General features: G+C 72.8%; 21 protein-coding genes and 1 pseudogene. 14 read left to right on the top strand and 8 right to left on the bottom strand.

The genetic code is table 11. From position 1 onward, the window contains the following. Positions 1–774, top strand: coding sequence for a cyclase family protein (locus FL583_RS05995; RefSeq protein WP_142703445.1), 774 nt, complete (start codon positions 1–3; stop codon positions 772–774). After that, on the top strand, positions 771–2,381 hold the full coding sequence (locus FL583_RS05990; RefSeq protein ID WP_142703444.1) for a thiamine pyrophosphate-binding protein: 1,611 nt from the start codon (positions 771–773) through the stop codon (positions 2,379–2,381). The genes FL583_RS05995 and FL583_RS05990 overlap by 4 nt, the downstream gene beginning before the upstream one ends. A gap of 3 nt (positions 2,382–2,384) precedes the next feature. On the opposite strand, the gene FL583_RS05985 is transcribed toward FL583_RS05990, so the two are convergent. The 3 genes from FL583_RS05985 to FL583_RS05975 all read right to left on the bottom strand — a co-directional run bounded on the left by FL583_RS05985 (position 2,385) and on the right by FL583_RS05975 (position 4,819). Further along, the gene (locus FL583_RS05985; protein WP_142703443.1) at positions 2,385–3,521 is read right to left on the bottom strand and encodes a hypothetical protein; all 1,137 of its coding nucleotides are present in this window, start codon (positions 3,519–3,521) and stop codon (positions 2,385–2,387) included. Then, positions 3,518–4,024 (bottom strand): SigE family RNA polymerase sigma factor, encoded by a 507-nt coding sequence (locus tag FL583_RS05980; protein ID WP_142703442.1) that lies wholly within the window; start codon positions 4,022–4,024, stop codon positions 3,518–3,520. Before FL583_RS05980 ends, FL583_RS05985 begins: the two co-directional genes overlap by 4 nt. A 99-nt stretch (positions 4,025–4,123) precedes the next feature. Continuing rightward, positions 4,124–4,819: an SDR family oxidoreductase gene (locus FL583_RS05975; protein ID WP_142703441.1), complete on the bottom strand. Its 696-nt coding sequence runs from the start codon at positions 4,817–4,819 to the stop codon at positions 4,124–4,126. Between the two features lie 152 nt (positions 4,820–4,971). Between FL583_RS05975 and FL583_RS05970 the strand changes: the two genes are divergently transcribed. The 5 genes and pseudogenes from FL583_RS05970 to FL583_RS05950 form a co-directional block, all read left to right on the top strand. Further along, the gene (locus FL583_RS05970; RefSeq protein ID WP_142703440.1) at positions 4,972–5,796 is read left to right on the top strand and encodes an SAM-dependent methyltransferase; all 825 of its coding nucleotides are present in this window, start codon (positions 4,972–4,974) and stop codon (positions 5,794–5,796) included. A 45-nt stretch (positions 5,797–5,841) separates the two neighbouring features. Beyond that, entirely contained in the window at positions 5,842–6,843 is a 1,002-nt protein-coding gene (locus FL583_RS05965) for a hypothetical protein (RefSeq protein WP_142703439.1), read from the top strand. After that, the gene (locus FL583_RS05960; RefSeq protein WP_142703438.1) at positions 6,837–7,355 is read left to right on the top strand and encodes a GNAT family N-acetyltransferase; all 519 of its coding nucleotides are present in this window, start codon (positions 6,837–6,839) and stop codon (positions 7,353–7,355) included. Before FL583_RS05965 ends, FL583_RS05960 begins: the two co-directional genes overlap by 7 nt. A 90-nt stretch (positions 7,356–7,445) precedes the next feature. After that, a complete protein-coding gene (locus FL583_RS05955; RefSeq protein WP_205751877.1) occupies positions 7,446–8,243 on the top strand; it encodes an SAM-dependent methyltransferase in 798 nt (265 codons plus the stop codon). Positions 8,244–8,316: 73 nt separating this feature from the next. Next, positions 8,317–8,964 (top strand): annotated as a pseudogene (locus FL583_RS05950) (transposase family protein); the annotation flags it as partial. Between the two features lie 548 nt (positions 8,965–9,512). Here the strand turns inward: FL583_RS05950 and FL583_RS05945 are convergent. After that, positions 9,513–10,166, bottom strand: coding sequence for a response regulator (locus tag FL583_RS05945; protein ID WP_142703435.1), 654 nt, complete (start codon positions 10,164–10,166; stop codon positions 9,513–9,515). Then, positions 10,163–11,596: a sensor histidine kinase gene (locus FL583_RS42360; protein WP_205751876.1), complete on the bottom strand. Its 1,434-nt coding sequence runs from the start codon at positions 11,594–11,596 to the stop codon at positions 10,163–10,165. The genes FL583_RS05945 and FL583_RS42360 overlap by 4 nt, the downstream gene beginning before the upstream one ends. Before the next feature lie 108 nt (positions 11,597–11,704). On the opposite strand from FL583_RS42360, the gene FL583_RS05930 reads away from it, so the two are divergent. The 3 genes from FL583_RS05930 to FL583_RS05920 are packed head-to-tail and all read left to right on the top strand — an operon-like array spanning position 11,705 to position 14,261. Continuing rightward, complete coding sequence (locus FL583_RS05930; protein WP_142703434.1) at positions 11,705–12,409, top strand: ABC transporter ATP-binding protein; 705 nt, start codon at positions 11,705–11,707, stop codon at positions 12,407–12,409. After that, positions 12,406–13,371: an ABC transporter permease subunit gene (locus FL583_RS05925; protein WP_142703433.1), complete on the top strand. Its 966-nt coding sequence runs from the start codon at positions 12,406–12,408 to the stop codon at positions 13,369–13,371. The genes FL583_RS05930 and FL583_RS05925 overlap by 4 nt, the downstream gene beginning before the upstream one ends. A 32-nt stretch (positions 13,372–13,403) precedes the next feature. Next, complete coding sequence (locus FL583_RS05920) at positions 13,404–14,261, top strand: hypothetical protein (protein ID WP_142703432.1); 858 nt, start codon at positions 13,404–13,406, stop codon at positions 14,259–14,261. Here the strand turns inward: FL583_RS05920 and FL583_RS05915 are convergent. From FL583_RS05915 to FL583_RS05905, 3 genes are all read right to left on the bottom strand, one after another. After that, positions 14,226–15,260, bottom strand: coding sequence for a hemolysin family protein (locus FL583_RS05915; protein WP_142703431.1), 1,035 nt, complete (start codon positions 15,258–15,260; stop codon positions 14,226–14,228). The two genes, FL583_RS05920 and FL583_RS05915, sit on opposite strands and share 36 nt — an antisense overlap. Beyond that, complete coding sequence (locus tag FL583_RS05910; RefSeq protein ID WP_142703430.1) at positions 15,257–16,594, bottom strand: hemolysin family protein; 1,338 nt, start codon at positions 16,592–16,594, stop codon at positions 15,257–15,259. The genes FL583_RS05915 and FL583_RS05910 overlap by 4 nt, the downstream gene beginning before the upstream one ends. A gap of 89 nt (positions 16,595–16,683) precedes the next feature. Next, positions 16,684–17,277 carry a TetR/AcrR family transcriptional regulator gene (locus FL583_RS05905; protein WP_142703429.1) on the bottom strand — a complete coding sequence of 198 codons (594 nt, stop codon included), beginning with the start codon at positions 17,275–17,277 and terminating at the stop codon, positions 16,684–16,686. A gap of 63 nt (positions 17,278–17,340) precedes the next feature. Here FL583_RS05905 and FL583_RS05900 point away from each other — a divergent pair, with 63 nt between their 5' ends. The 4 genes from FL583_RS05900 (at position 17,341) to FL583_RS05885 (ending at position 21,013) form a co-directional block, all read left to right on the top strand. Continuing rightward, positions 17,341–18,111: an SDR family NAD(P)-dependent oxidoreductase gene (locus FL583_RS05900; RefSeq protein ID WP_142703428.1), complete on the top strand. Its 771-nt coding sequence runs from the start codon at positions 17,341–17,343 to the stop codon at positions 18,109–18,111. Between the two features lie 84 nt (positions 18,112–18,195). Next, positions 18,196–18,921, top strand: a complete 726-nt coding sequence (locus FL583_RS05895) for an ABC transporter ATP-binding protein (protein WP_142703427.1) — start codon at positions 18,196–18,198, stop codon at positions 18,919–18,921. A gap of 47 nt (positions 18,922–18,968) precedes the next feature. Further along, the gene (locus FL583_RS05890) at positions 18,969–19,700 is read left to right on the top strand and encodes an ABC-2 transporter permease (protein WP_205751875.1); all 732 of its coding nucleotides are present in this window, start codon (positions 18,969–18,971) and stop codon (positions 19,698–19,700) included. Continuing rightward, entirely contained in the window at positions 19,697–21,013 is a 1,317-nt protein-coding gene (locus FL583_RS05885; RefSeq protein WP_205751874.1) for a sensor histidine kinase, read from the top strand. The genes FL583_RS05890 and FL583_RS05885 overlap by 4 nt, the downstream gene beginning before the upstream one ends. Positions 21,014–21,033 lie beyond the last annotated feature (20 nt).

Below are 21,033 nucleotides of genomic sequence, written 5' to 3'. Positions count from 1 at the left end.
GTGTCTGTTCTGTCCGATTTAGTGGCCGCGCTCGGTTCGGCCGACGTCGAGGTCGTCGACCTGACCGCTCCGCTCGGTCCGTCGACGCCGGTGTTGCAGTTGCCGCCGCCGTTCGCCAACACGATCCCGCTGAGCCTGGAGGCCGTGAGCGCGTTCGACGACGCCGGCCCGGCCTGGAAGTGGAACAACATCCACACCGGCGAGCACACCGGCACGCACCTCGACGCCCCGGCGCACTGGATCTCGGCGAAGGACGGCGAGACCGTCGACGTGATCCCTCCGTCGAAGCTGGTCGGGCCGGTCGTCGTGGTCGACGTCCGGGCGCAGGTCGCCGACGACCCCGATTTCCTGCTCGAGCCCGCGCACCTGGAGGCCTGGGAGGCCGAGCACGGCCGGATCCCGGACGGCGCCTGGCTGCTGGTCCGCACCGGCTGGAGCGCCCGCCAGGAGGACGCGGCCGCGTTCCTCAACGCCGACGAGAACGGCCCGCACACCCCGGGGCCGTCGGCGCAGGCCGCCCGGTGGCTGGCGTCCGAGCGGACGATCGCCGGGTTCGGCGTCGAGACCGTCGGCATCGACGCCGGGGCGGCCGGGGGCTTCGAGCCGCCGTTCCCGGCCCACTACTTCCTGCTCGAGGCCGGCACCTACGGGCTGACCCAGCTGCGCAACCTCGACCGGCTGCCCGCGACCGGCGCGGTGCTCGTCGTCAGCCCGCTGCCGATCGTCGGTGGCACCGGGAGCCCGGCGCGGGTGTTCGCGCTGGTCGAGCGGTGACCACGGTCGCCGACGCGGTCGGGTCGCTGGTGGCCCGGCTGGGTGCGACCTACGCCTTCGGCGTCGTCGGCAGCGGCAACTTCCACGTGACGAACGCGCTGCGGGCGGCCGGCGTCGAGTTCGTCGCGACCCGCCACGAGGGCGGCGCGGCCACGATGGCGGACGCCTACGCGCGCACCAGCGGCGGCGTCGGCGTGCTGTCGCTGCACCAGGGCTGCGGGCTGACGAACGCGATGACCGGGCTCACCGAGGCCGCGAAGTCGCGCACGCCGCTGCTCGTGCTCACCGCCGACACCGCGGCCTCGGCGGTCCGGTCGAACTTCCGCATCGACCAGGACGCGCTGGTGGCGAGCGTCGGCGCGGTTCCGGAGCGGGTGTACGGGGCTTCGACCGTCGCCGACGACGTCGTCCGGGCCTGGCGAACGGCCCGCGACGGCCGGCGGACCGTCGTCCTCAACCTGCCGTTGGACGTGCAGGCGCAGGAGGCCGCACCCGGCGACGTGCGGATCCCGGCAGCGCCGGAGCCGGTGCGGCCGGGGGTGGCCGCGGTGGAGGCGTTGGCCGAGGCGCTCGCCGCCGCGGACCGGCCGGTGTTCCTCGGCGGGCGCGGGGCCCGGGGACGGTCCGCGGTCCTGCGTGCGCTGGCCGACCGGACCGGAGCGCTGCTCGCGACGTCCGCGGTGGCCAAGGGTCTGTTCGCGGGTGACCCGTTCGACCTGGGGATCTCCGGCGGGTTCTCGAACCCGGTCACCGCGGACCTGATCCGCGGCGCGGACCTGCTGGTCGGCTGGGGCTGCTCGTTCACCATGTGGACGCTGCGCCACGGCCGGCTCATCGGGAACGGCACGCGGTTGGTGCAGGTCGATTCCGATCCGGACGCGCTGGGAGCGAACCGTCCGATCGACCTCGGGGTGCACGGGGACGTGGGAGCGACGGCGGCCGACCTGCTAGCGGCCGTGGGCCGGCGGGAGGGGTACCGCACGGCGGCGGTCGCGGCGCGGATCGCGGACGGGCCCGGGTGGGGGCCGTTCGACCTGTCGACGGCCGACCGGATCGACCCGCGCGAGCTGTCGGTCGCGCTCGACCGGATGCTGCCGGTGGAGCGGACCGTGGCTGTGGACTCGGGCAACTTCATGGGTTACCCGGCCGCGTTCCTGTCGGTGCCGGACGAGGCCGGGTTCTGCTTCACCCAGGCGTTCCAGTCGATCGGGCTCGGTCTGGCGACGGCCGTGGGGGCCGCGCTGGCCCGGCCGGACCGGCTGACCGTGCTGGGTACCGGCGACGGTGGGCTGCTGATGGCGGCGGCCGAGCTGGACACGGTGGCCCGGCTCGGGTTGCCGCTGCTGATGGTGGTCTACGACGACGCGGCCTACGGGGCCGAGGTCCACCACTTCGGGGAGTCGGCGGACCTGGGCGCGGTGACGTTCCCGGACACCGACATCGCGGCGATCGCCCGGGGGTACGGGCTGGCCGGCGCGACCGTCCGGACGGTCGCCGACCTGGCCGTGCTGGACTCCTGGGACCGTCGTTCGCCGTTGCTGCTGGACGCGAAGATCGCGAACGACGGTGGGTCGTGGTGGCTGGCCGAGGCGTTCCGGGGACACTGAGCCTCAGCCGAAGTCGGCGCCCGGACGGATGGCCAGCAGGAACCGGGCCAGGCGCGGTGCGGAGAGCCCGAGCTTGGTGTCGGCGGACAGCGCGATCCTCCGGTCCGGGCCGAACGTCGTGGTCAGGACCGTGCGTCCCGGATAGCCCTTGGAGTAGGTGCGGACCTCGTGGCCGTCGACCTGGAGCGTGGTGAACGTGGCCGGGTCCGCGAGCAGGGTCGGCACGACGGATCCGTCGGCGCCGGCCAGCACGACGACGGGCGCGCGCTCGAGATCCCACTGGGCTCCGCCGTAGGGCTCGTTGGTGGAGGCGAGCGGGTCGGACGGGTACCCCAGCTGCAGCGTCGCGGTCCGGTTGGCGGGGGTACCGGGCGAGCCCCGGTCGAGGCTGGCGATCGTCAGCCCGGCCGGGAGCGCCGGGAAGCGGAGCAGGTCGGCCACCGGGGTCGGGCCGTCGGTCAGCCCGGCCGCGATCGCCTGCAGATCGGCCTCGCTGACCTCCGGGTCGACGGTGGTCTCGTCGGCGTTGTAGGCCTCGATCCGCACCCACTGCCCGTTCGTGCGGGCGAATGTCAGCTCGGAGTAGGGGCCCCAGTAGCTCTGGTGGGACAGGTCCGGCCAGCCGGGGTGGCTCGGGACGACGCTCAGCGTGGCCTTGGTGCCCTGGACCTCGACCGTCTCGGTCTTGGCGTACTTCAGCCGGCCGCTGTCGCGCTCGCCCAGTTCCTTCATGCTGACCTGTATCTCGACGACCGCGCTGGGAGCGTCGCGGACGGTGGTGATCGTCCAGCTGTGGACGGAGTCGATCGTGACCGTCGGCCGGTCGAATCCCTTCGGCAGGTAGCCGACGCGCAGCGGCGCGGCCGGCGCGGTGACCGGCGGCAATCCGGAGGGGCTCGCGGTCGGGGACGTGCTCGACGGGCCGGCCGGGACGAGGTGGTCGTCGGGGCGCTGGGCGCCCCAGGCGACCGAGCCGGCCGCGATCAGGACGATCGCCAGGGCCGCGCCGACGACGGCCCGGCGACGGTTGCGGTTCCGCCGGACGATCCGATGGACGCCGTCGACCAGGCCGGGCTGCTCGGGGACGGTGACCGCCCGTTCGGTGAGCATCGTGCGGACGGTGTGCTCGAACTCGTTCATCGGGCCTCCCCTCGGGCGAACTGGACGGAGTTGCGGAGTGCGGCCAGGCCGCGGCTGGCGTGGCTGCGGACGGTGACGACCGAGCAGCCGACGAGGCGCGCTATCTCGTCGTCGTCCAGGTCTTCGTAGAAGCGGAGGACGAGCACGGCGCGCTGCTGCCGCGGGAGCGCGGACAGCGCGTGCCAGAGCTGGGTGCGTTCGGCGAACAGCTCGGCGTGGTCGATCGTCGGGTGCTCGGGCGGCTCGGCGATCGGCGTCTCGGTCGAGGAGCGGCGGCGGCGCCACGACAGGTACTGGTGCAGGATGGCTTTCTGCACGTAGGCGGTGGGGCGCTCGGCGTCGGCCAGGTGCGACCAGCGCCGGTGCACCTTGGCCAGAGCTTCCTGCAGGAGGTCCTCGGCGAGGTGGTAGTCGCCGGTGAGCAGGTACGTGAAGCGCAGCAGCGCCAGGCCGCGCGCTGCGACGTACTCGTCGAAGCCCGCCGCGGTCGGTGTGGTCGGCACGGAATGTAGACGCGCGGTGGACCGTCCCTGTGGAGTCGTCGGCGGACCAGATCCTAGATCGTGCCGACGCGACCGCGACTCCGGCGACCTCCCGCGCACTCAGCGCGTCAGTGCGAGCCCCTCCACCGGGCCCGACAGCGCCGCCTTGAAGACCCGGCTCACCTCGTCCGCCAGTACCTCGGTCTCGCCGGCGGCGACCGCCGCGATGGTGTCCCGCGCCACCTGGCGCGGGTCGTTCTTGGGGACGTCGAGCGCGCGAGTCATGTCGGTGTCGGTGTAGCCCAGGTGGACGCCGACGACCTGGGTGTTCTGCCCGGCGAGCTCGACGCGCAGCGTGTTCGTCACCGACCAGAGCGCGGCCTTGGACGCGCCGTAGACGCCGGCGCCGGCCACCCACGACAGCACCGAGGCGACGTTCACCAGCGCACCACCACCGTTGCCGGCCAGGATCGGCGCGACGGCCTGCGAGACCCCGACGACCCCGAACACGTTGGTCGCGAACACCTCGTCGAGGTCGTCCCGGGAGGCGTCGATCAGCCGTCCGCGGATCGTCGTCCCGGCGTTGTTGAAGACGAGCGTGACGTCGCCGATCCGCTCGGCGAGCGCGGCGATCGAGGCCGGGTCGGTGACGTCGAGGGGGAGTGCGACGACCCGGGGGTCGGTGGGGTCGACCGGCGTGCGGGCGGTCGCGTAGACCTTGGCCGCGCCGGCCGCGAGCAGCTCCTCGACGAACGCCTTGCCCAGTCCTCGCTGCCCGCCGGTGACCAGCGCGACGGCACCTTCGATCGTGGCCATGTCAGTCCTCTTCCCGTTGGTTGGTGACATAACCTTAAGCACTTAGCTTCTGTCAGGCGAGCGTGAGTTGGATCATCCAACCGACCGGGAATAACCCCGAAAGTCGCCAGGCCGTCCTCAGTGGAGTGTGACCGGGGCGGTAGGCTCCGACCGTGACCAACAGCGAGTCCGCTGGAGCGCAGGCCAGCAGCAAGATCGATACGAGCGTGCCGCACTCGGCCCGGGTCTGGAACTACTGGCTGGGCGGCAAGGACAACTACGCGATCGACCGCGCGGTCGGCGACGACTTCGCGCACCTCTACCCGGACATCACGATCGTGGCCCGGACCTCGCGCGCGTTCCTCAAGCGGGCGGTCACGTTCCTGGCCGCCGACGCCGGCGTCCGCCAGTTCCTCGACATCGGCACGGGCATCCCGACCGCCGAGAACACCCACCAGGTCGCCCAGGCCGCGGCGCCCGACGCGCACGTCGTCTACGTCGACAACGACCCGATGGTGCTCGTCCACGCCCGGGCGCTGCTCACCGGCACGCCGGCCGGCTCGACCGAGTACATCGACGCCGACCTGCGGAAACCGGAGTCGATCATCGCGGCCGCGTCCGAGACCACGCTCGACCTGTCCCGGCCGGTCGGGCTGATCCTGATGAACATCCTCGGGCACGTCCCCGACCTCGACGAGGCCGTGTCGATCGTCCGCCGCCTGATGGACGCGCTGCCCTCGGGCAGCTACCTGGTCACGGCCGACGGTACGAACGTCCTCGACGGGCCGGCGTTCGAGGAGGCGATCGGCGTCTGGAACGCGAACGCGCCGCTCTCGTACCACCTGCGCCACCCCGACCAGCTCGCGCTGTTCCTCGAGGGCCTGACCGTGCTCGAGCCCGGCCTGGTGCCGTGCGGCAGCTGGCGTCCGTCGGCCGACGAGGACCCGGCGCTGCAGCGCGAGGTCGACGAGTTCGGCGCGGTCGCGGTCAAGCCGTAGCCCCCGGTGGCTCCCGCCGTGCGGTCACCGGCTTCAATCGGTCGCATGGCGGGACCTGTGCTGGACGTGGTGGTCCAGGGACTGACGGCTCCGGCGACGGCGGCCGAGCGCGAGGCCATGGCCTCGCCTCCGTATCCGGTGCCCGCGGCCTGGGCCGCGCCGCGCGACCGCCTGCTCCGCGAGCTCGGCGACCGCCTGCCGGCCACCGGTGACGGTCCGCCGACCGTCACCCGGACCCTGGGGGCCCCGCGTCCCTTCCGGGACGTGGTGCGGTCGCTGGGCCGGCCCGGACCCTTCCGGTTCGCCGACGCCGCCTGCGCGCTGCTCGCGGCCGGCGCTCTGGACGATTCGGACGTCGACGAGCTGGTCGCGCTGCTGCCCGGGACGTGCGGGATCCGGCGTCAGCAGGTGCTGAATCGTCTCACCGCCGACGACCTGGAAGGGGCGCTGGCCGCCGCCGACCGGATCCCGGGCGACACCGGGTGGGCCGGTCACCGGGACGTCGCCGCCGTCCTCGCCGACCGGGGCGACGCGGCCGGGTTCTTCGCCGGCTGGAAGCGCTACGCCGCCGGGCAGCACCGGGACGGGATGGCTGCTTTGAAGGGGCGGCTAGTCACGGGGGTGGCCCGCGCTCAGGGCTGGCCGGAGGCGCTGGCGGTGACCCAGGACAAGCGGATCGGCCCGGGGTTCGCCTCGGACGCGTTCAGCGCGTTCGGCGCCGACGTCGAGGGGCTGTCGCAGGTCCTGGCCGGTGAGGCCGCCGGCGTTCTCCCGGAGATCGACGAGCTGAGCGTGCTCGTCCCGGCGCTGGTGGCCGCCAGCGGCCGGGATCCCGAGCGTGACCATCCGCTGCTGGCCCCGATCCTCGACCGGATCGTCGCCGTCGACCCGACGACCGACAAGGCGACGATGCGCGCCCGGGATCACCTGCTGTTCTCGCTGTGGCCGGCGATCGGCGAACACCCGACCCTCGACCGGGTCCGTAAAGCCGTGCGCACGCCGTCCCTCCGGCGTGAGCTCACGAGGCTGCCCCGAGAGCCATGCTGACGACGGAGCGCCTGCTGCTCAGGCCGTGGCGGGTGGACGAAGCGGCCATCCAGCGGGAGCTGTGGACCGAACGGGATCCGCGCGTCCCGCCCCACCGCCGGATCGACGCCGCCGGCCACCCCACCGTCGCCGACCTCGAGGACGCGATCCGCCGGAGCCGGCCGTCGTCGACCGGCCTGCTGGCCATCGAGCGGACGGCCACCCACGACGTCGTCGGGTACTGCGGGCTGGTCCGGACCGAACGCTTTCCGGCCGACGAGCCGGAGCTGGCCTACGAGTTGCTGCGCCGCGCCTGGGGCCACGGATACGCCACCGAGGCCTCGTGGGCGGTGCTGGGCTGGGCGCGAGCGTCCGGATACGAACGTCTGTGGGCGACGGTTCGCGACTGGAACACCGCGAGCCGTCGCGTGCTGGCCAAGGTCGGCTTCACCGAGACCGGCCGGACCGAACCCGACCCGGTCCACGGAACCACGCTCTTCTTCGACCGGCCACTGCAGAGTATCCGCAGGTGAAGACCCGATTTGAGGGGTACGAACGCGTCTGTGTGGATGGTCACTATGCTTCCTACAGGCACGACGGTCTCAGCCGAGAGGGGCATGCACATGACCACTGGCCCCAACTCCGACCTGCAGGCCCGCCTCCGTACCGACCAACCGGCCGGCGCCCGCATGTGGGACTACCTGCTCGGCGGGAAAGACAACTTCGCCGCGGACCGGGCCGCCGCCGAGGCGATCACCGCGCAGCTTCCCGAGATGGTGGAGTTCGCCCGGGCCGGCCGCCAGTTCCTGGCCCGCGCCGTCGGGTTCCTGGCCGGTGAGGCCGGCATCCGCCAGTTCCTCGACATCGGCCCGGGCCTGCCGACCGCGAACAACACGCACGAGCTGGCCCAGCGCCTCGCCCCCGAGTCCCGGGTCGTCTACGTCGACAACGACCCGCTGGTGCTCGTACACGCCCGCGCGCTGCTCACCAGCAGCCCGGAGGGCGCCACCGACTACGTGGACGCCGACGCCCGGGACGTGAAGGGCATCCTCCGGGCCGCCGCGGCGACGCTCGACTTCTCCCAGCCGGTCGCGGTGATCCTGGTCGGCATCCTGGGCCACATCCCCGACGAGCACGATCCCGCCGGTGTCGTCCGCGAGATCGTCGACGCGCTGGCGCCGGGCAGCTACCTCGCGATCAACGACAGCATCACGACGCCGCAGAACGACACCGCCGCCCGGACCGCCCACGTCGAGGGCGCGCCCGACTACACGCTGCGTACCGTCGAGCAGATCACCGCGTTCTTCGACGGCCTGGAGCTGGTCGAGCCGGGCGTCGTCTCGAACCCACTGTGGCGCCCCGAACCCGGCACCCACCCGAAGGAACTCGCCGTCTACAGCGGAGTAGCCCGCAAGCTCTAAGGCCTGACTCGTAAGCACGGGCTGTGCTCGTCGTTGGGTGCTGCGCGGTGGTGTTGTCGGCGTCGCGGACCGACGACCCGGACGGCCGTGGTGCCTGCCGCTGGCCGACCGGGTCCTGCTGGTCGCGGTCTACTACCGCACGAATCTGACGATGCGCCAAGTCGCGCCGCTGTTCGGGATCAAACAGGCCGCCGTGCACCGCATCATCGACCGGCTCGCGCCGCTCTCACCGGTGGTCCGCCGGCACTCACCCGAGACGGTCTCATCGTCGACGGCACCCTGATCCCGGTCCGCGACCAGGCCATCACCGCACGGTCGAAGAACTACCGGTACTCAGTGAACGTGCAGGCCGTCATCGACGCCGACACCCAACTCGTCGTCTCCTGCGGTGACCCGGAAGCGGGCAGCCGCAACGACTGCACCGTCTACGAGGACTCCGGCGCCGCCTGGACGACCCGCGACGCGACCGTCATCGCCTACCGCGGACCCCGCTGCACCGGCGTCGTCATCCCGCACCGCCGCAACCGCGACAAGACCCCGATGCCGGACTGAAAAGAAAGACCACAACCGCGCTCACCGCGGCGTCCGTGCCCGCGTCGAACACGTTATGGCCCGGATGAAGAACTGGAAAATCCTCCGCGACTGCCGTCGCTGCGGCACCGGCGCAGCCCACGCCGCCCGCGGAATCGCCTACATGCACAACCTCACCGCGACCGTCTGAGCCCGGACCGAGGCCGGTCACGGCCGCCCGGACCGAATTACGAGGCAGCCCTCAGGTGCGGCGCGCGGTTTGACGGCTTTCCGGGCTTGTAGAGCTCGGCAGAAGGCCGATTTCTCGGCAAATCGTGGAGAGCTAGCGGGCAGGTAGCGGGAATCGGCGCCGATCCGCGCCGGGGGCCAGGCGGCGACGCGGAGGCTTGCCCGGCTGTCGGCAGCTGTCGGCGGCTTTCGGCAGCTTGTTGTAGCCGCACAGGCCACCAACGGTTCTGGCCGATCCGTGGCGTTCTGCGGATTGGTCAACTTTCCTGACTACTTGGTCAGGTAAGTTGACCAATCCCGGAAAGCAGCAGACGAATTTGCGAGCGCGCACCAGCCAGAAAGCGCCGTCGCCGCAGGCCGGGATCCGGGAAGGCCGCCCGTTCGAAGCCGCCCCCAGCCCGCCCGTTCGAAGCCGCCCACAGCAAGGCGTCGCGCATCTGTTCTGCATCGCGGCCGGATTACCGACCACCTGGCGCCGCCGGCGCCACTACCGCCTTCTGCAAGACTCATCTAGCCGACGATCTGGTTCTCCCAGGCCCAGGCCGCGATCTGGACGCGGTTCCCCACGCCGAGTTTGGCCTGGATACCGGCGACATGGCCCTTGACCGTGCTGAGCGAGATGAACAGGTCGGCGGCGATCTCGCGGTTGGTCCGCCCGCGGGCGATCTCGCGGACGACGTCGAGTTCGCGATCGGATAGCGGCCGCTCCGGGCTTGTTATTTTGCGACGCTCGAGCGGGCCGCGGAGCGTCCGGAGCAGACGGACGGTGATCGAGGGCGACACCAGCGCATCGCCGGCGTGAGCGGCTCGGACCGCCTCGACGAGCAGCGCCGGGCCGGCGTCCTTGAGCAGGAACCCGGTGGCGCCGGCGCGCAGGGCGCCGTACACGTACTCGTCCGTGTCGAACGTGGTCACGACGACGACCCGCAGCGGGTCGGTCACGTGCGGCCCGGCTAGCGCACGGGTGACCTCGATCCCGTCGAGCCGGGGCATCCGGATGTCGACGAGGCACACGTCCGGGCGGTGCTGCCGGGCCAGCGCGACGGCCGCGGCCCCGTCGGCCGCCTCGGCGACCACCTCGAAGTCCGGCTGATCCTCGAGGATCAGCCGGAGTCCACTGCGCACCATGGCCTGATCGTCCGCGACGAGCAGCCGGATCCTCACAGCTCACCCCCCGGAGGCCCGCCCACGGGCGACCCGCCCGCGGACGGCCCGGCCCCGGACGGCCCGGCCCCGGACGGCCCGGCCCCGGACGGCCCGGCCCCGGACGGCCCGGCCCCGGACGGCCCGCCCACGGGCGACCCGCCCACGGGCGGCCCACCCGCGGGCGGCCCACCCGCGGATGACCCGGCCGCGGGCGACCCGGACGCCGTTGATCCCGCCACCGACAGTTCGGCGCGGACCGACCATCCGCCTCCCTCGCGGGGGCCCGCTTGCAGCACTCCGCCCAGCGACTCGACCCGCTCGCGCATCCCGATCAGCCCGTAACCGCTGCGTGCGCCCCGCGACGACGCTGGCGGTCCGTCGTCGATCACCTCGACCGTGAGCCGGTCGCCGTCCTCGACGACCGCGACCGACACCGTCGACGCCTGCGTCGCGTGGCGCGACACGTTGGTCAGCGCCTCCTGCACCACCCGGTAGACGGTGGACGTCAGCTCGGGCGGGCGGCCGGCCCCGTCGGGCAGCTGCCGGTGCAGCACCGGACCGCCGCGGGCGGCGAAGGAGTCCAGGAGGTCCGGCAGGTCCTCGGCGGTGCGCGGAGCGGCGTCGGCCGAGTCGCGCAGCACGCCGACGACCCGACGCATCGCGGCCAGCGCCTCCGTACCGGCGGTCTCGATGCCCTCGAGCGGCCCGCTCAGCGGCGCGAGCGACGCGTCGCGCCGGGTGGCGAGCCGGGCCGCCTGGGCCTGGACGACGATCCCGGTGACGTGGTGCGCGACGACGTCGTGCAGGTCGCGCGCGAGCTCGAGCCGCTCCTCCCGCCGGACCGCGTCCCGGGCCGCCCGCCGCCGCTCGTCGACCGCCCGCAGCCCCAGCCCGACCGCCACCCCACCCACCACCAGCACGAGGTCCACGACCGGCACCGGCCCAACCCCACCGCCGCCGGCCAACCCGCCCACCAGGCTCCCGCTCACGACCACGATCCCCCCACCAGCCACCGCCGCCCCGAGACCGCGCCCGGGCCACCCCGCCCCGCCACCCCGGAAAGCCCGCCCCGCCCCGCCACCCCGGAAAGCCCGCCCCGCCCCGCCACCCCGAGAGGCCCGCGCGGCCGAACCGTCCCCGTCCGCCCCGCGCAGACCCGTCGCGACCAGCACGGCGAGGCCGAACGCGGCGACCGGGCTCGGCTCGTCGGGCCACCCGAACACCCCGGCCACCACAGCCGCCACCCCCGCGACCACCACCCCAACGACCGCCGCCCCCACCACCCACCGATGCCGCACCAGCGCACACCCGGTCAGCGCGACCCCACTCACCACCCCCGGCACCCAGTAAGCCCCACCCCAGCTCACCCGGATCGCCACCGCGGTCACCACCACACCGGCCGCACACCCGACGCCCAACACCGCGTTACCGAGAAGTCGCGTCCACACCCGAGCACCCTACGAAAACTGCCCCGCCGCCCGAACCGGTCGAAAGTACTGCCGTAACCCGTCCGACGACCGGCGCGCCCGGGCCGCCCACCGCCCAGGCTCAGCCCCATGGAATCCCTCCACGCCACTCACCTGGGCAAACGTTACGGCCGCCGAGCCGCCCTCACCGACGTCACGCTGACCGTCCCGGCCGGCCGCATCGTCGGGCTCGTCGGACCGAACGGCGCAGGCAAGTCCACGTTCCTCCAACTCGTCTGTGGGCTTCTCTCCCCCACGACCGGCGCGCTGCGCGTGCTCGGCGCCCCGCCCGCGGCCGACGCGAAGCACCTGGCCAGGGTCGGCTTCGTCGCCCAGGACGCGCCGGTCTACCCGACGCTCTCGGTCGCCGACCACCTCCGCCTCGGCGCGCGCCTCAACCCGCGCTGGGACCCGGACCTGGCCGAACGCCGGATCGCCGCGATCGGCGTCGAGCCCGGCCGGAAGGCCGGCCGGCTCTCCGGCGGTCAGCGCGCCCAGCTCGCGCTCGCGCTCGCCGTCGCGAAGCGTCCCGAGCTGCTGATCCTCGACGAGCCCGCGGCCGCCCTCGACCCGCTCGCGCGCGTCGAGTTCCTCGACCACCTCCGCGACTCGGTCACCGAGCTGGCGGCCAGCGCCGTGCTCTCCTCCCACCTGTTGTCCGACGTCGAGCGAGTCTGCGACCACCTGATCGTGCTGGCCGACGGACGCGTACGCCTGGCCGGCGACGTCCGCGACCTGTTGCGCGACGGGCCGCACGCGTCGCTGGAGGAGCTCGTGCTGGGGAGCCTGCGATGATCTGGCTGAGCTGGCGCCAGTTCCGCGCCTCGGCGATCGTCGGCGGCCTCGCGCTGGGCCTGGCCGCCGTCGGTCTGATCGTGCTGGGCCTCACGATCCGTCAGGACCCGTACGTGGACTGCACGGCGAACTGCGCCCCATTGGCCGCCGAGTTCGCCGACAAGTACGTCAACCTGCTGTACTTCGTCGACGCCGGCCTGCTCCTGCTCCCGCCGATCCTGGGCATCTTCTGGGGCGCTCCGCTGATCGCCCGCGAGCTGGAGACCGGCACGCATCGGCTGGTCTGGAACCAGAGCGTCACCCGGTACCGCTGGCTCGCGGTGAAGCTGCTGGTCGTCGGGCTCGCCGCCGTCGTCGCCGCCGGGGTCGTCAGCGGGCTGCTGACCTGGGCCGCGTCCCCGTACGACGCGGTCGCCGGCGACCGGTTCACCGGGCTGATCTTCGGCCTGCGCAACCTCGCTCCGCTCGGCTACGCGCTCTTCGCGTTCCTGCTGGGGACGACGCTGGGCCTCCTGCTGAGGCGGACGCTCCCCGCGATGGCGCTGACCGGCCTGCTGGTGATCGTCGTCCAGATCCTGGTGCCGACGACGATCCGCCCGCACTTCCGGACGCCGGTGGCGAGCGAGGTGCCGATGACCGCCGGGGTCGTCGCGAACCTGAGTTTCCTCGGCGCGGACGCCGACATCAGTGGCCTGAAGATTCCGGGCGCGTTGGTCGTCTCCACCAGCCGGTTGCTCGGCCGGGACGGCCGGGTCGTCGACCTCGACCGGTACCACGAGTGCGTGTCCCGGTCGCCGGAGACCGCCCCGGCCTGTATCGAGAAGCTCGACCTGCACGTGCGGGTCACGTACCAGCCGCCCGGTCGATACTGGACGTTCCAAGTCATCGAGGTGACGCTGTACTGCGCACTCGCCGCGCTCCTGGCCGGACTGGCCTTCCGGCGAATTCGTCCGAGGCGCTAGCGCCGCAACTCCGAGTCTCTATCCTCGGCCCCATGACGCCGGAAGAGATCTCCCAACTCGTCCGGCGCAGCCGCGCAGTCGCACTGTTACTCGGTGCGCTCACCTTCGCACTGATGGTGACGATCCGGTCGAGCGGGGTCGGGTGGCTGACCGCCGGCCCGTGGTATGTCGGGTTGGGACTGTTCACCGGCGCGATCGTGGTCGTGTTCGGTGCGGTCCCGCTCGTCCATCTCGCGGTGTTCTGGCGGCGGTGCCGTCCGCCGCGCCCGGGGTTCGCGCTCGGCCGCTGGCGTGCCGAGCCGGCCTTCGCCGCGCCGGTGACCCCGCTGTTGTCCGGCTGGCTGTTCGCCTCGCAGGCCGGGGTGATCGGGCTGATCCTGCCGGTCGGGACGTCCTGGTCGGGGGCCGGCAGCGATCCGGCGCTGCAGGCGATGCGGCTGGTGCTGGTCGTCCTGGCCGTGCTCGCGCTCGGGGCCCACGTCTGGGCGCTGTTCCGGCCGCCGCACCTGCGCCTCACCGCGTCCGGGCTGGTCGTGAACGCGCCGTTACCGTGGGGCCGGCTGATCCCCTGGGACGCGTTCGCGCCCGGCGGACCCACCGGCCACGAAGCCCGGCGCGGGGTGCTCTGGCTGCAGGCCCGCCCGGGCACGCCGGGCCTCGGCGCTCCCCACCCGACCGACCTCTACGGGCGCCCGCCCCAGCCCGGCTACTTCTGGTACCGGCTGAAACTGAGCGGCACGCTGGTCGACCCGGAGTTCCTGGCCCGCGCGTTACGCACCTACCGGAAGGACCCGTCCCGCCGCGCGGCCATCGGCACCCGGGCCGAACTCCTCCTCCTGGCCGGTCCCTCCGAGCTAGGCGTGGGCGCTGTCGTGGATCTCGCCCACTAGCTCCTCCAACATGTCCTCCAGCGCGACCAGCGACACCCCGTCGTCGAGCAGCGCCAGGTGGGCCCCGCTCGCGCGGAGCGTCGCGATGCCCTCACGGATCGTCGCGTCCGGGGAGACCGTCGGGAGCGGCCGGACGAGGTCCGGCGGGATCGTCGCGTCGTACGGGACCCCCTCGGTCTCGGTGTCGATGACGACGTCCTTGAGGTGCAGGTAGCCGGCCGGCGCCCCGCCCGCGTCGACCACCGGGAACCGGGAGAAGCCGGTGCGGGCGGCGGTGTCCTCGACGAACTCCAGCGTCGCCGAGGCCGGCACGGTCACCAGCGACGACAGCGGCAGCGCGACCCGCCGGACCGTCCGCTCGTCCAGCGACAGCGCGCTGGTCAGCAGCGTGTGCTCGGCCGGCTCGAGCAGCCCGGCCTTGCGCGACTCGGTCACCGCGTCGGCGAACTCGTCGCGGGTGAACGCGCTGGTCACCTCGTCCTTCGGTTCGACCCGCAGCAGCCGCAGGATGCCGTTGGCCAGCGCGTTGAGCGCGACGATCACCGGCTTGAGCGCGACGACGACCATCGCCAGCGGCGGCGCCAGCAGCAGCGCGGCCCGGTCCGGTCCGGCCAGCGCGATGTTCTTCGGCACCATCTCGCCGATCACCACGTGCAGGGCGACGACCAGGAACAGCGCGATCGCGAACGCGACCGGGTGGAGCAGGTCGTCGGGCATGCCCAGCGCCGAGAACGGACGCTCGATCAGGTGCGCGACGGCCGGCTCGCCGACCGCACCGAGCGCCAGCGAGCAGATCGTGATGCCCAGCTGGGCTCCGGCCATCATCAGCGAGACGTTCTCCATCGCCCGCAGCGTCGTGCGCGCGGCCCGTGACCCCGCGGCCGCCCGGGGCTCGATCGACGTCCGCCGGGCCGAGATCAGCGCGAACTCGGCCGCGACGAAGAACGCGTTGGCGAGCAGCAGCCCCACGGTGAGTGCCACACCGGCCCAGTCGCTCATCGGGCACTCCCCGCGGTCGTGGTGACGACCACCCGGTCGACGCGTCGGCCGTCCATCCGGTCGACTTCGAGCCGGAACCGCTCGGGCTCCCCGTCGGCGTCCGGGGACTCGTCCGGAGTGGGAACGGCGAGCTCGACGACGTCGCCCTGGTGGGGAAGGCGGCCGAGGCGGACGGTCAGGTAACCGCCGAGCGTGTCGTACTCCGGTCCCTCCGGGACCGGCAGGCCGGCGCCCTGACGGATCTCGTCCGGGCGCAGCAGGCCGGAGAGCACCCAGGAGCCGTCGGGCCGGCGACGGAGGCCGGCCGGCTGCGACCGGTCGTGCTCGTCGGCGACCTCGCCGACGATCTCCTCGATCAGGTCCTCGAGCGTGACGATGCCCTCGGTGCCGCCGAACTCGTCGACGACGACCGCCACCTGCAGTCCCTCCCGACGGAGCTGGGGCAGCAGGTCGTCGGCCGGGACCGTCGACGGGATGAACACCGGGGTCTGCATCACGACCCGCACCGCGACGTCGGAGCGCCGGTCGCGGGCGACCGCGACCGCGTGCTTCGCGTGGACGACGCCGACGATGTCGTCGATGTCGTCGCCGACCACCGGGAACCGCGAGTGCCCGGTCCGGCCGGTCGCGGTCAGCACCGCGCGCACCGGATCGGAGGCGCCGACGACCGTGAGCCGGCTCCGGGGGGTCATGACGTCGGCGGCGGTCAGGCGGCCGAGGCCGAGCGTGCGGTCGAGCAGCACGGCGGTCTCGCCCGGCAGCGTGCCGAGCTGGGCCGAGCGGCGGACCAGCGAGATCAGCTCCTCCGGGGCCCGGGCCGAGGAGAGCTCCTCCTGCGGCTCGATGCCGAACCGGCGCAGCAGCGCGTTCGCGGCCCCGTTGAGCAGCCGGATCAGCGGCGAGAAGGCCCGGGTGAACGCGCGCTGGAACGGCGCGACCGCGATCGCGGTGCCGAGCGGCTTGGAGATCGCGATGTTCTTCGGCACCAGCTCGCCGAACAGCATCGTGATCAGCGTCGAGAGGATGAGAGCGACCGCGACCGAGATGCCGGTCACCGCGCCCCCGTCCAGACCGGCAGCGCCGAGCGGGCCTTCCAGCAGCCGCGCGATCGACGGCTCGGCCAGGAAGCCGATCGCGAGGTTCGTGACCGTGATGCCGACCTGGGCCCCGGACAGCTGGGTGGAGAGCGTCCGGAGCGCGGACTGGACGCCGGTGGCGCCGGCCCGGTCGACGGCTCCCCGGTCGACGGTGACGAACGCGAACTCGGCCGCGACGAAAATTCCGCATGCCGCAACCAGGAGTAGCGCTGCGAACACCAACAGCCACTCGATCATGCTCGGTATATCTCCATAACGTCGGCGGGTGACACAGAGACCGGTCACCTCGGTGACCGGCCTCTGCTTCTCTCAACGCCGTACGCAGGTCATTCGTCCCCGGAAAGACCCCTCGTCACCAGCTCGACGGTGGTGGCGATCGCCACATCGGCGCCGATCGGCTCGAGCATCCCCCGCGCCAGCATCGCGGCCACGCCGTGCACCTGGGCCGACACGACGATCGCCAGCGTGTAGGGATCGCCGGCCCGGATGTCGCCGTTCGCCTGGCCGTCCTCGACCAGCGCGATCGCCACCCGGAATCCGCGGTCGGCGGCCGCGGCCAGGTCGGCACTGGCCGACGGGTGATGCTTCGAGCCGAGCATCAGCGTCAGCAGTTCCTCGTGGGCGAGCGCGAACCCGACGTAGGCCCGGACCAGCGCGTCGACCCGGTCGCGGAGCGTCCCGGCGCCCGACGCGGCGGCCGACGTCGCGTCGGCGAGGCGGGTGATCCCCTCGACCGCGAGCGCGTCGAGCAGCGCCTGCTTGTCGCGGAAGTGGTGGCTCGGGGCGGCGTGCGACACGCCGAGGTCGCGGGCCAGCCCGCGCAGCGAGATGCCGTCGGCGCCGACGGTCTCCAGCGCCTTCTCGGCCGCCGCCAGCAGGTCGGCCCGCAGGTTGCCGTGGTGGTAAGCGCCCTCCTTCACGGTTCGGATCCTAGCCCTATCTTGTCATTGACAAGAATCCTGGCGCTGCCTAGATTTGCCGCCATGCAGACGTACAGCGGTTCGACCGCACTGATCACCGGGGCCTCGGCCGGCATCGGGGCCGAGTTCGCGCGTCAATTGGCGGCCCGCGGCGCCGACCTCGTCCTCGTCGCCCGCCGGAAGGACCGGCTCGACGAGCTGGCCGACGAGATCCGCGCCGAGCACGGCGTCGCCGTGGACGTCGTCCCGTTCGACCTGGGCCGGCCGGACGCCGGCCGCGCGCTGCGGGAGGCCGTGCCGCAGCACGTCCACCTGCTGGTGAACAACGCCGGGTTCGGGTCGTACGGCCCGTTCCTGGCCGAGGAGCCGGCCCGCATCGACGCGATGATCCAGCTCAACGTGGGGGCACTGACCGAGCTCAGCCGCGCGTTCGTCCCGGCGATGGTCGAGGCCGGTGGCGGGGCGCTGCTCAACGTCGCCAGCGTGGCCGCCTACGGCCCGACCCCGACGATGCCGGTCTACGGCGCGACGAAGGCGTACGTCCTGAACTTCACCGAGGCACTCGCCTACCAGCTGAGGAACACCGGCGTGCGAGTCCTGGCCTTCTCCCCCGGCGCGACCGAGACCGAGTTCTTCGACGTCGTGGGAACGAGGGAGGCCGGTGGTGGGCGCTGGCAGACGCCGGCGCAGGTGGTTTCGGAGGCGCTGAAGGCGCTCGACGGGGGCGCGCCGAGTGCGGTGGCGGGGGTGGGCAACCGGGTACTGACGTCGGTGGCGCGGTTGTTTCCCCGGCGGGTCGCGCTGTCGCTGGCCGGCCGACTCACGAACGCGTAGGCGTTCTGGTGGGGGTGATCCCCCACGGAAAGACGGAGGTCTTCCGCGTTCCGCGCTCCGGGCGGCGTGAATAGCGTCGAGTTCATGATCCGAACAAGCGGACTGACCAAACGCTACGGTGCGACGACGGCCATGGACGGGCTCGGCTTCGACGTCCGGCCGGGCGCGGTCACCGGGTTCCTCGGCCCCAACGGATCCGGAAAGTCCACCACCATGCGCATGGTCATGGGCCTGGACCACCCGGACCACGGCACCGCGACCATCAACGGCAAGCCCTACCGCGAACTGCGCTGGCCGCTGCGGGAGGTGGGCGCGCTGCTCGAAGCGCGCACCTACCATCCCGGCCGGAGCGCGTGGAACCACCTCGCCGCGCTGGCCGCCGCGAGCGACATCCCCCGATCACGCGTCGGTGAGGTGCTGACCACCGTCGGCCTCGGCGCCGTGGCACGCAAGCGGGCCGGCGGATTCTCGCTCGGCATGTCCCAGCGGCTCGGTATCGCCGCGGCCCTGCTCGGTGACCCCGCGGTGCTGCTCTTCGACGAACCGGTGAACGGGCTCGATCCGGAGGGCGTGCGGTGGATCCGCGACCTGATGAGGTCGCTCGCCGCCGAGGGGCGCACCGTGCTGCTCTCCAGCCACCTCATCAGCGAGATGGCGCTCACCGCCGACCACCTGATCGTGATCGGACGGGGCCGGCTGCTCGCCGACAGCACCGTCTCCGAGCTGACCGCCGGGGGGCGGTCGCTGGAGGAAGCGTTCTTCGCCCTGACCAGTGGCAGCGCCGAGTACCGAGGGACCACGCCGTCGTGATGACCCGTCGAACCGCCGGACGTCACGGATTCCGGCAGGCTGTGCGGATGGAGTGGATCAAACTGCGCAGCCTGCGTTCCACCCCGTGGATGCTGCTGGCCACTACGGTCGGCATGATCGTCGTCGGAGTGGCCGCGATGGCCAACACCAAAGCGCCCAGCCCGGCGGCCGCGGCGTCCTTCGACCCGGTGAACAACGCGCTGGCCGGGGTAGTGATCGGTCAGCTCGTCATCGGGCTGATGGGGGTTCTGGCCGTCACCGGCGAGTACTCCTCCGGCTCGATCAGGTCCACGCTCGCGGCAGTGCCGGGCCGGTGGACGATGCTCGGCGCCAAGTCGGCCGTCGTCGGACTGGTCTCGCTCGTGGTCGGTGAGTCCGTCACCTTCGTGACCTTCTTCGCCGGCACGGCGGCCATGGCCCCCGGGGTTCCGCAACCGTCCCTCGGCGACGCCGGGGTGCTGCGCGCGGTCGTGCTGTCCGGTGCGTACCTGGCGCTGGTGGCCCTGATCGGCATCGGCCTGGGTGCGGCGATCCGGCACTCCTCCGCGGCGATCGGCGCGTTCGTCGGCCTGTTCTTCGTGCTGCCGCTGCTGCTCGCCGGGCTGACCGGGCCGACGGTGTCGAAGTTCCTGCCGACGTTGATCTTCAGCAGCTCGCTCGGCGTCTCCCGCGAGGTGTCGGAGGTGCTCACACCGTGGGTCGGCTTTGCCGTGCTCTGGCTGTACGTGGTGGCGGCACTCGGGGTCGGCGGCCGGCTGTTGGCGCGGCGAGACGCGTGAGCCGGCCAGGGGTCGTGCACGCCGTCCTCACGGCACCCTTCACCCGACGCGCCTGGGCTGAGGCCGGGTACTGCCTGCTCAGCTTCCCGGTCGGGCTGGTCGGCTTCGGTTCCGCGCTGATCCTCCTCGCCCTCGGCGTGGCGCTCACCGCGTCGGTGGTCGGCGCCGGTCCGGGGCTGGTCCTGGCGGTCCTGGCCCTCGGCCTCTCCGGCGCCCTGGCGGCACTCCAGCGCGCCCTGGCGGCACGCCTGTTGGCCGATCGGGTCGCCGCCCCGGCGCGGCCTCGCCCCGCCGACGGCTTCTTCGCCCGGCTCGACGCCCGGCTGCGGGACGAGGCGGCCTGGCGCGCGACCGCGTACGGACTGGTGAAGGTGCCGGTCGCGGTCTTCCAGCTGTATGCGGCCGCCTGGTGGCTGATCGGCGTATTCGATTTCCTCACGCCGTTGCGCTGGCTGATCGTCGATCCCGCGGACGGCGAACTCATGCGGACGATCTCGCCGTTTCCGGGCGGCGCCGGGGCTCCGCACTCCGCCGGCTTCGCCGCCACCTTCATCACCGCCGGCATCGGCGTCGTGACGTTGCTGGCCGCCCCCTGGTTCACCCGGGCGGTGGTCGCGGTGGACCGCTGGCTGGTGCGTGTGCTGCTCGGTCCGGGCGAGCTCGCCCAGCGGGTGCGCAATCTGGAGGAGACCCGGGCGCTGGCCGTGGAGGACTCGGCGGCACGGCTGCGTCGGCTGGAGCGCGACCTCCACGACGGGGCCCAGGTCCGGCTGGTCGCGCTGGCGATGAGTCTGAGCATGGCCGCCGAGAGGCTGGGCCCCGCGGGCGGTCCGGTGATCGATCCGGACCGGGCGCGAGAGTTGGTCAGAACCGCTCACCGCAGTGCCGGCGAGGTCCTGTCCGACCTCCGCAACCTCTCGCGTGGCATCCACCCCCCAGTGCTGGACGAAGGACTTGCGGACGCGTTGGCCACCCTCTGCGCGGGCACCCTGGTGCCGGTCGAGCTGTCGGTGGACCTGCCGAGGCGGCCGAGTCCCGCGATCGAGTCCATCGCCTACTTCTGTGTGGCCGAGCTGCTGGCCAACGTGATCAAGCACAGCGGGGCCGGGCACGCGGTGCTGCGTGCCGAACAGCGAAACGACAGGCTGCAACTGCTGGTGTCCGACGACGGCCACGGCGGTGCTGAGATCCGTACCGGCACGGGTCTTCCGGGCCTGGCCCAACGCGTCCGCACCGTAGACGGCAGCCTGCGGATCAGCAGCCCGCCGGGCGGCCCGACCGCGGTGGAGATCGAACTTCCCCTGCACGCCTGAGATGCAGTGAGACGATGCCG

Source organism: Cryptosporangium phraense, from assembly GCF_006912135.1.
Taxonomy (GTDB): Bacteria; Actinomycetota; Actinomycetes; order Mycobacteriales; family Cryptosporangiaceae; genus Cryptosporangium; species Cryptosporangium phraense.
This window is presented reverse-complemented; position numbering and strand designations above follow the sequence as displayed.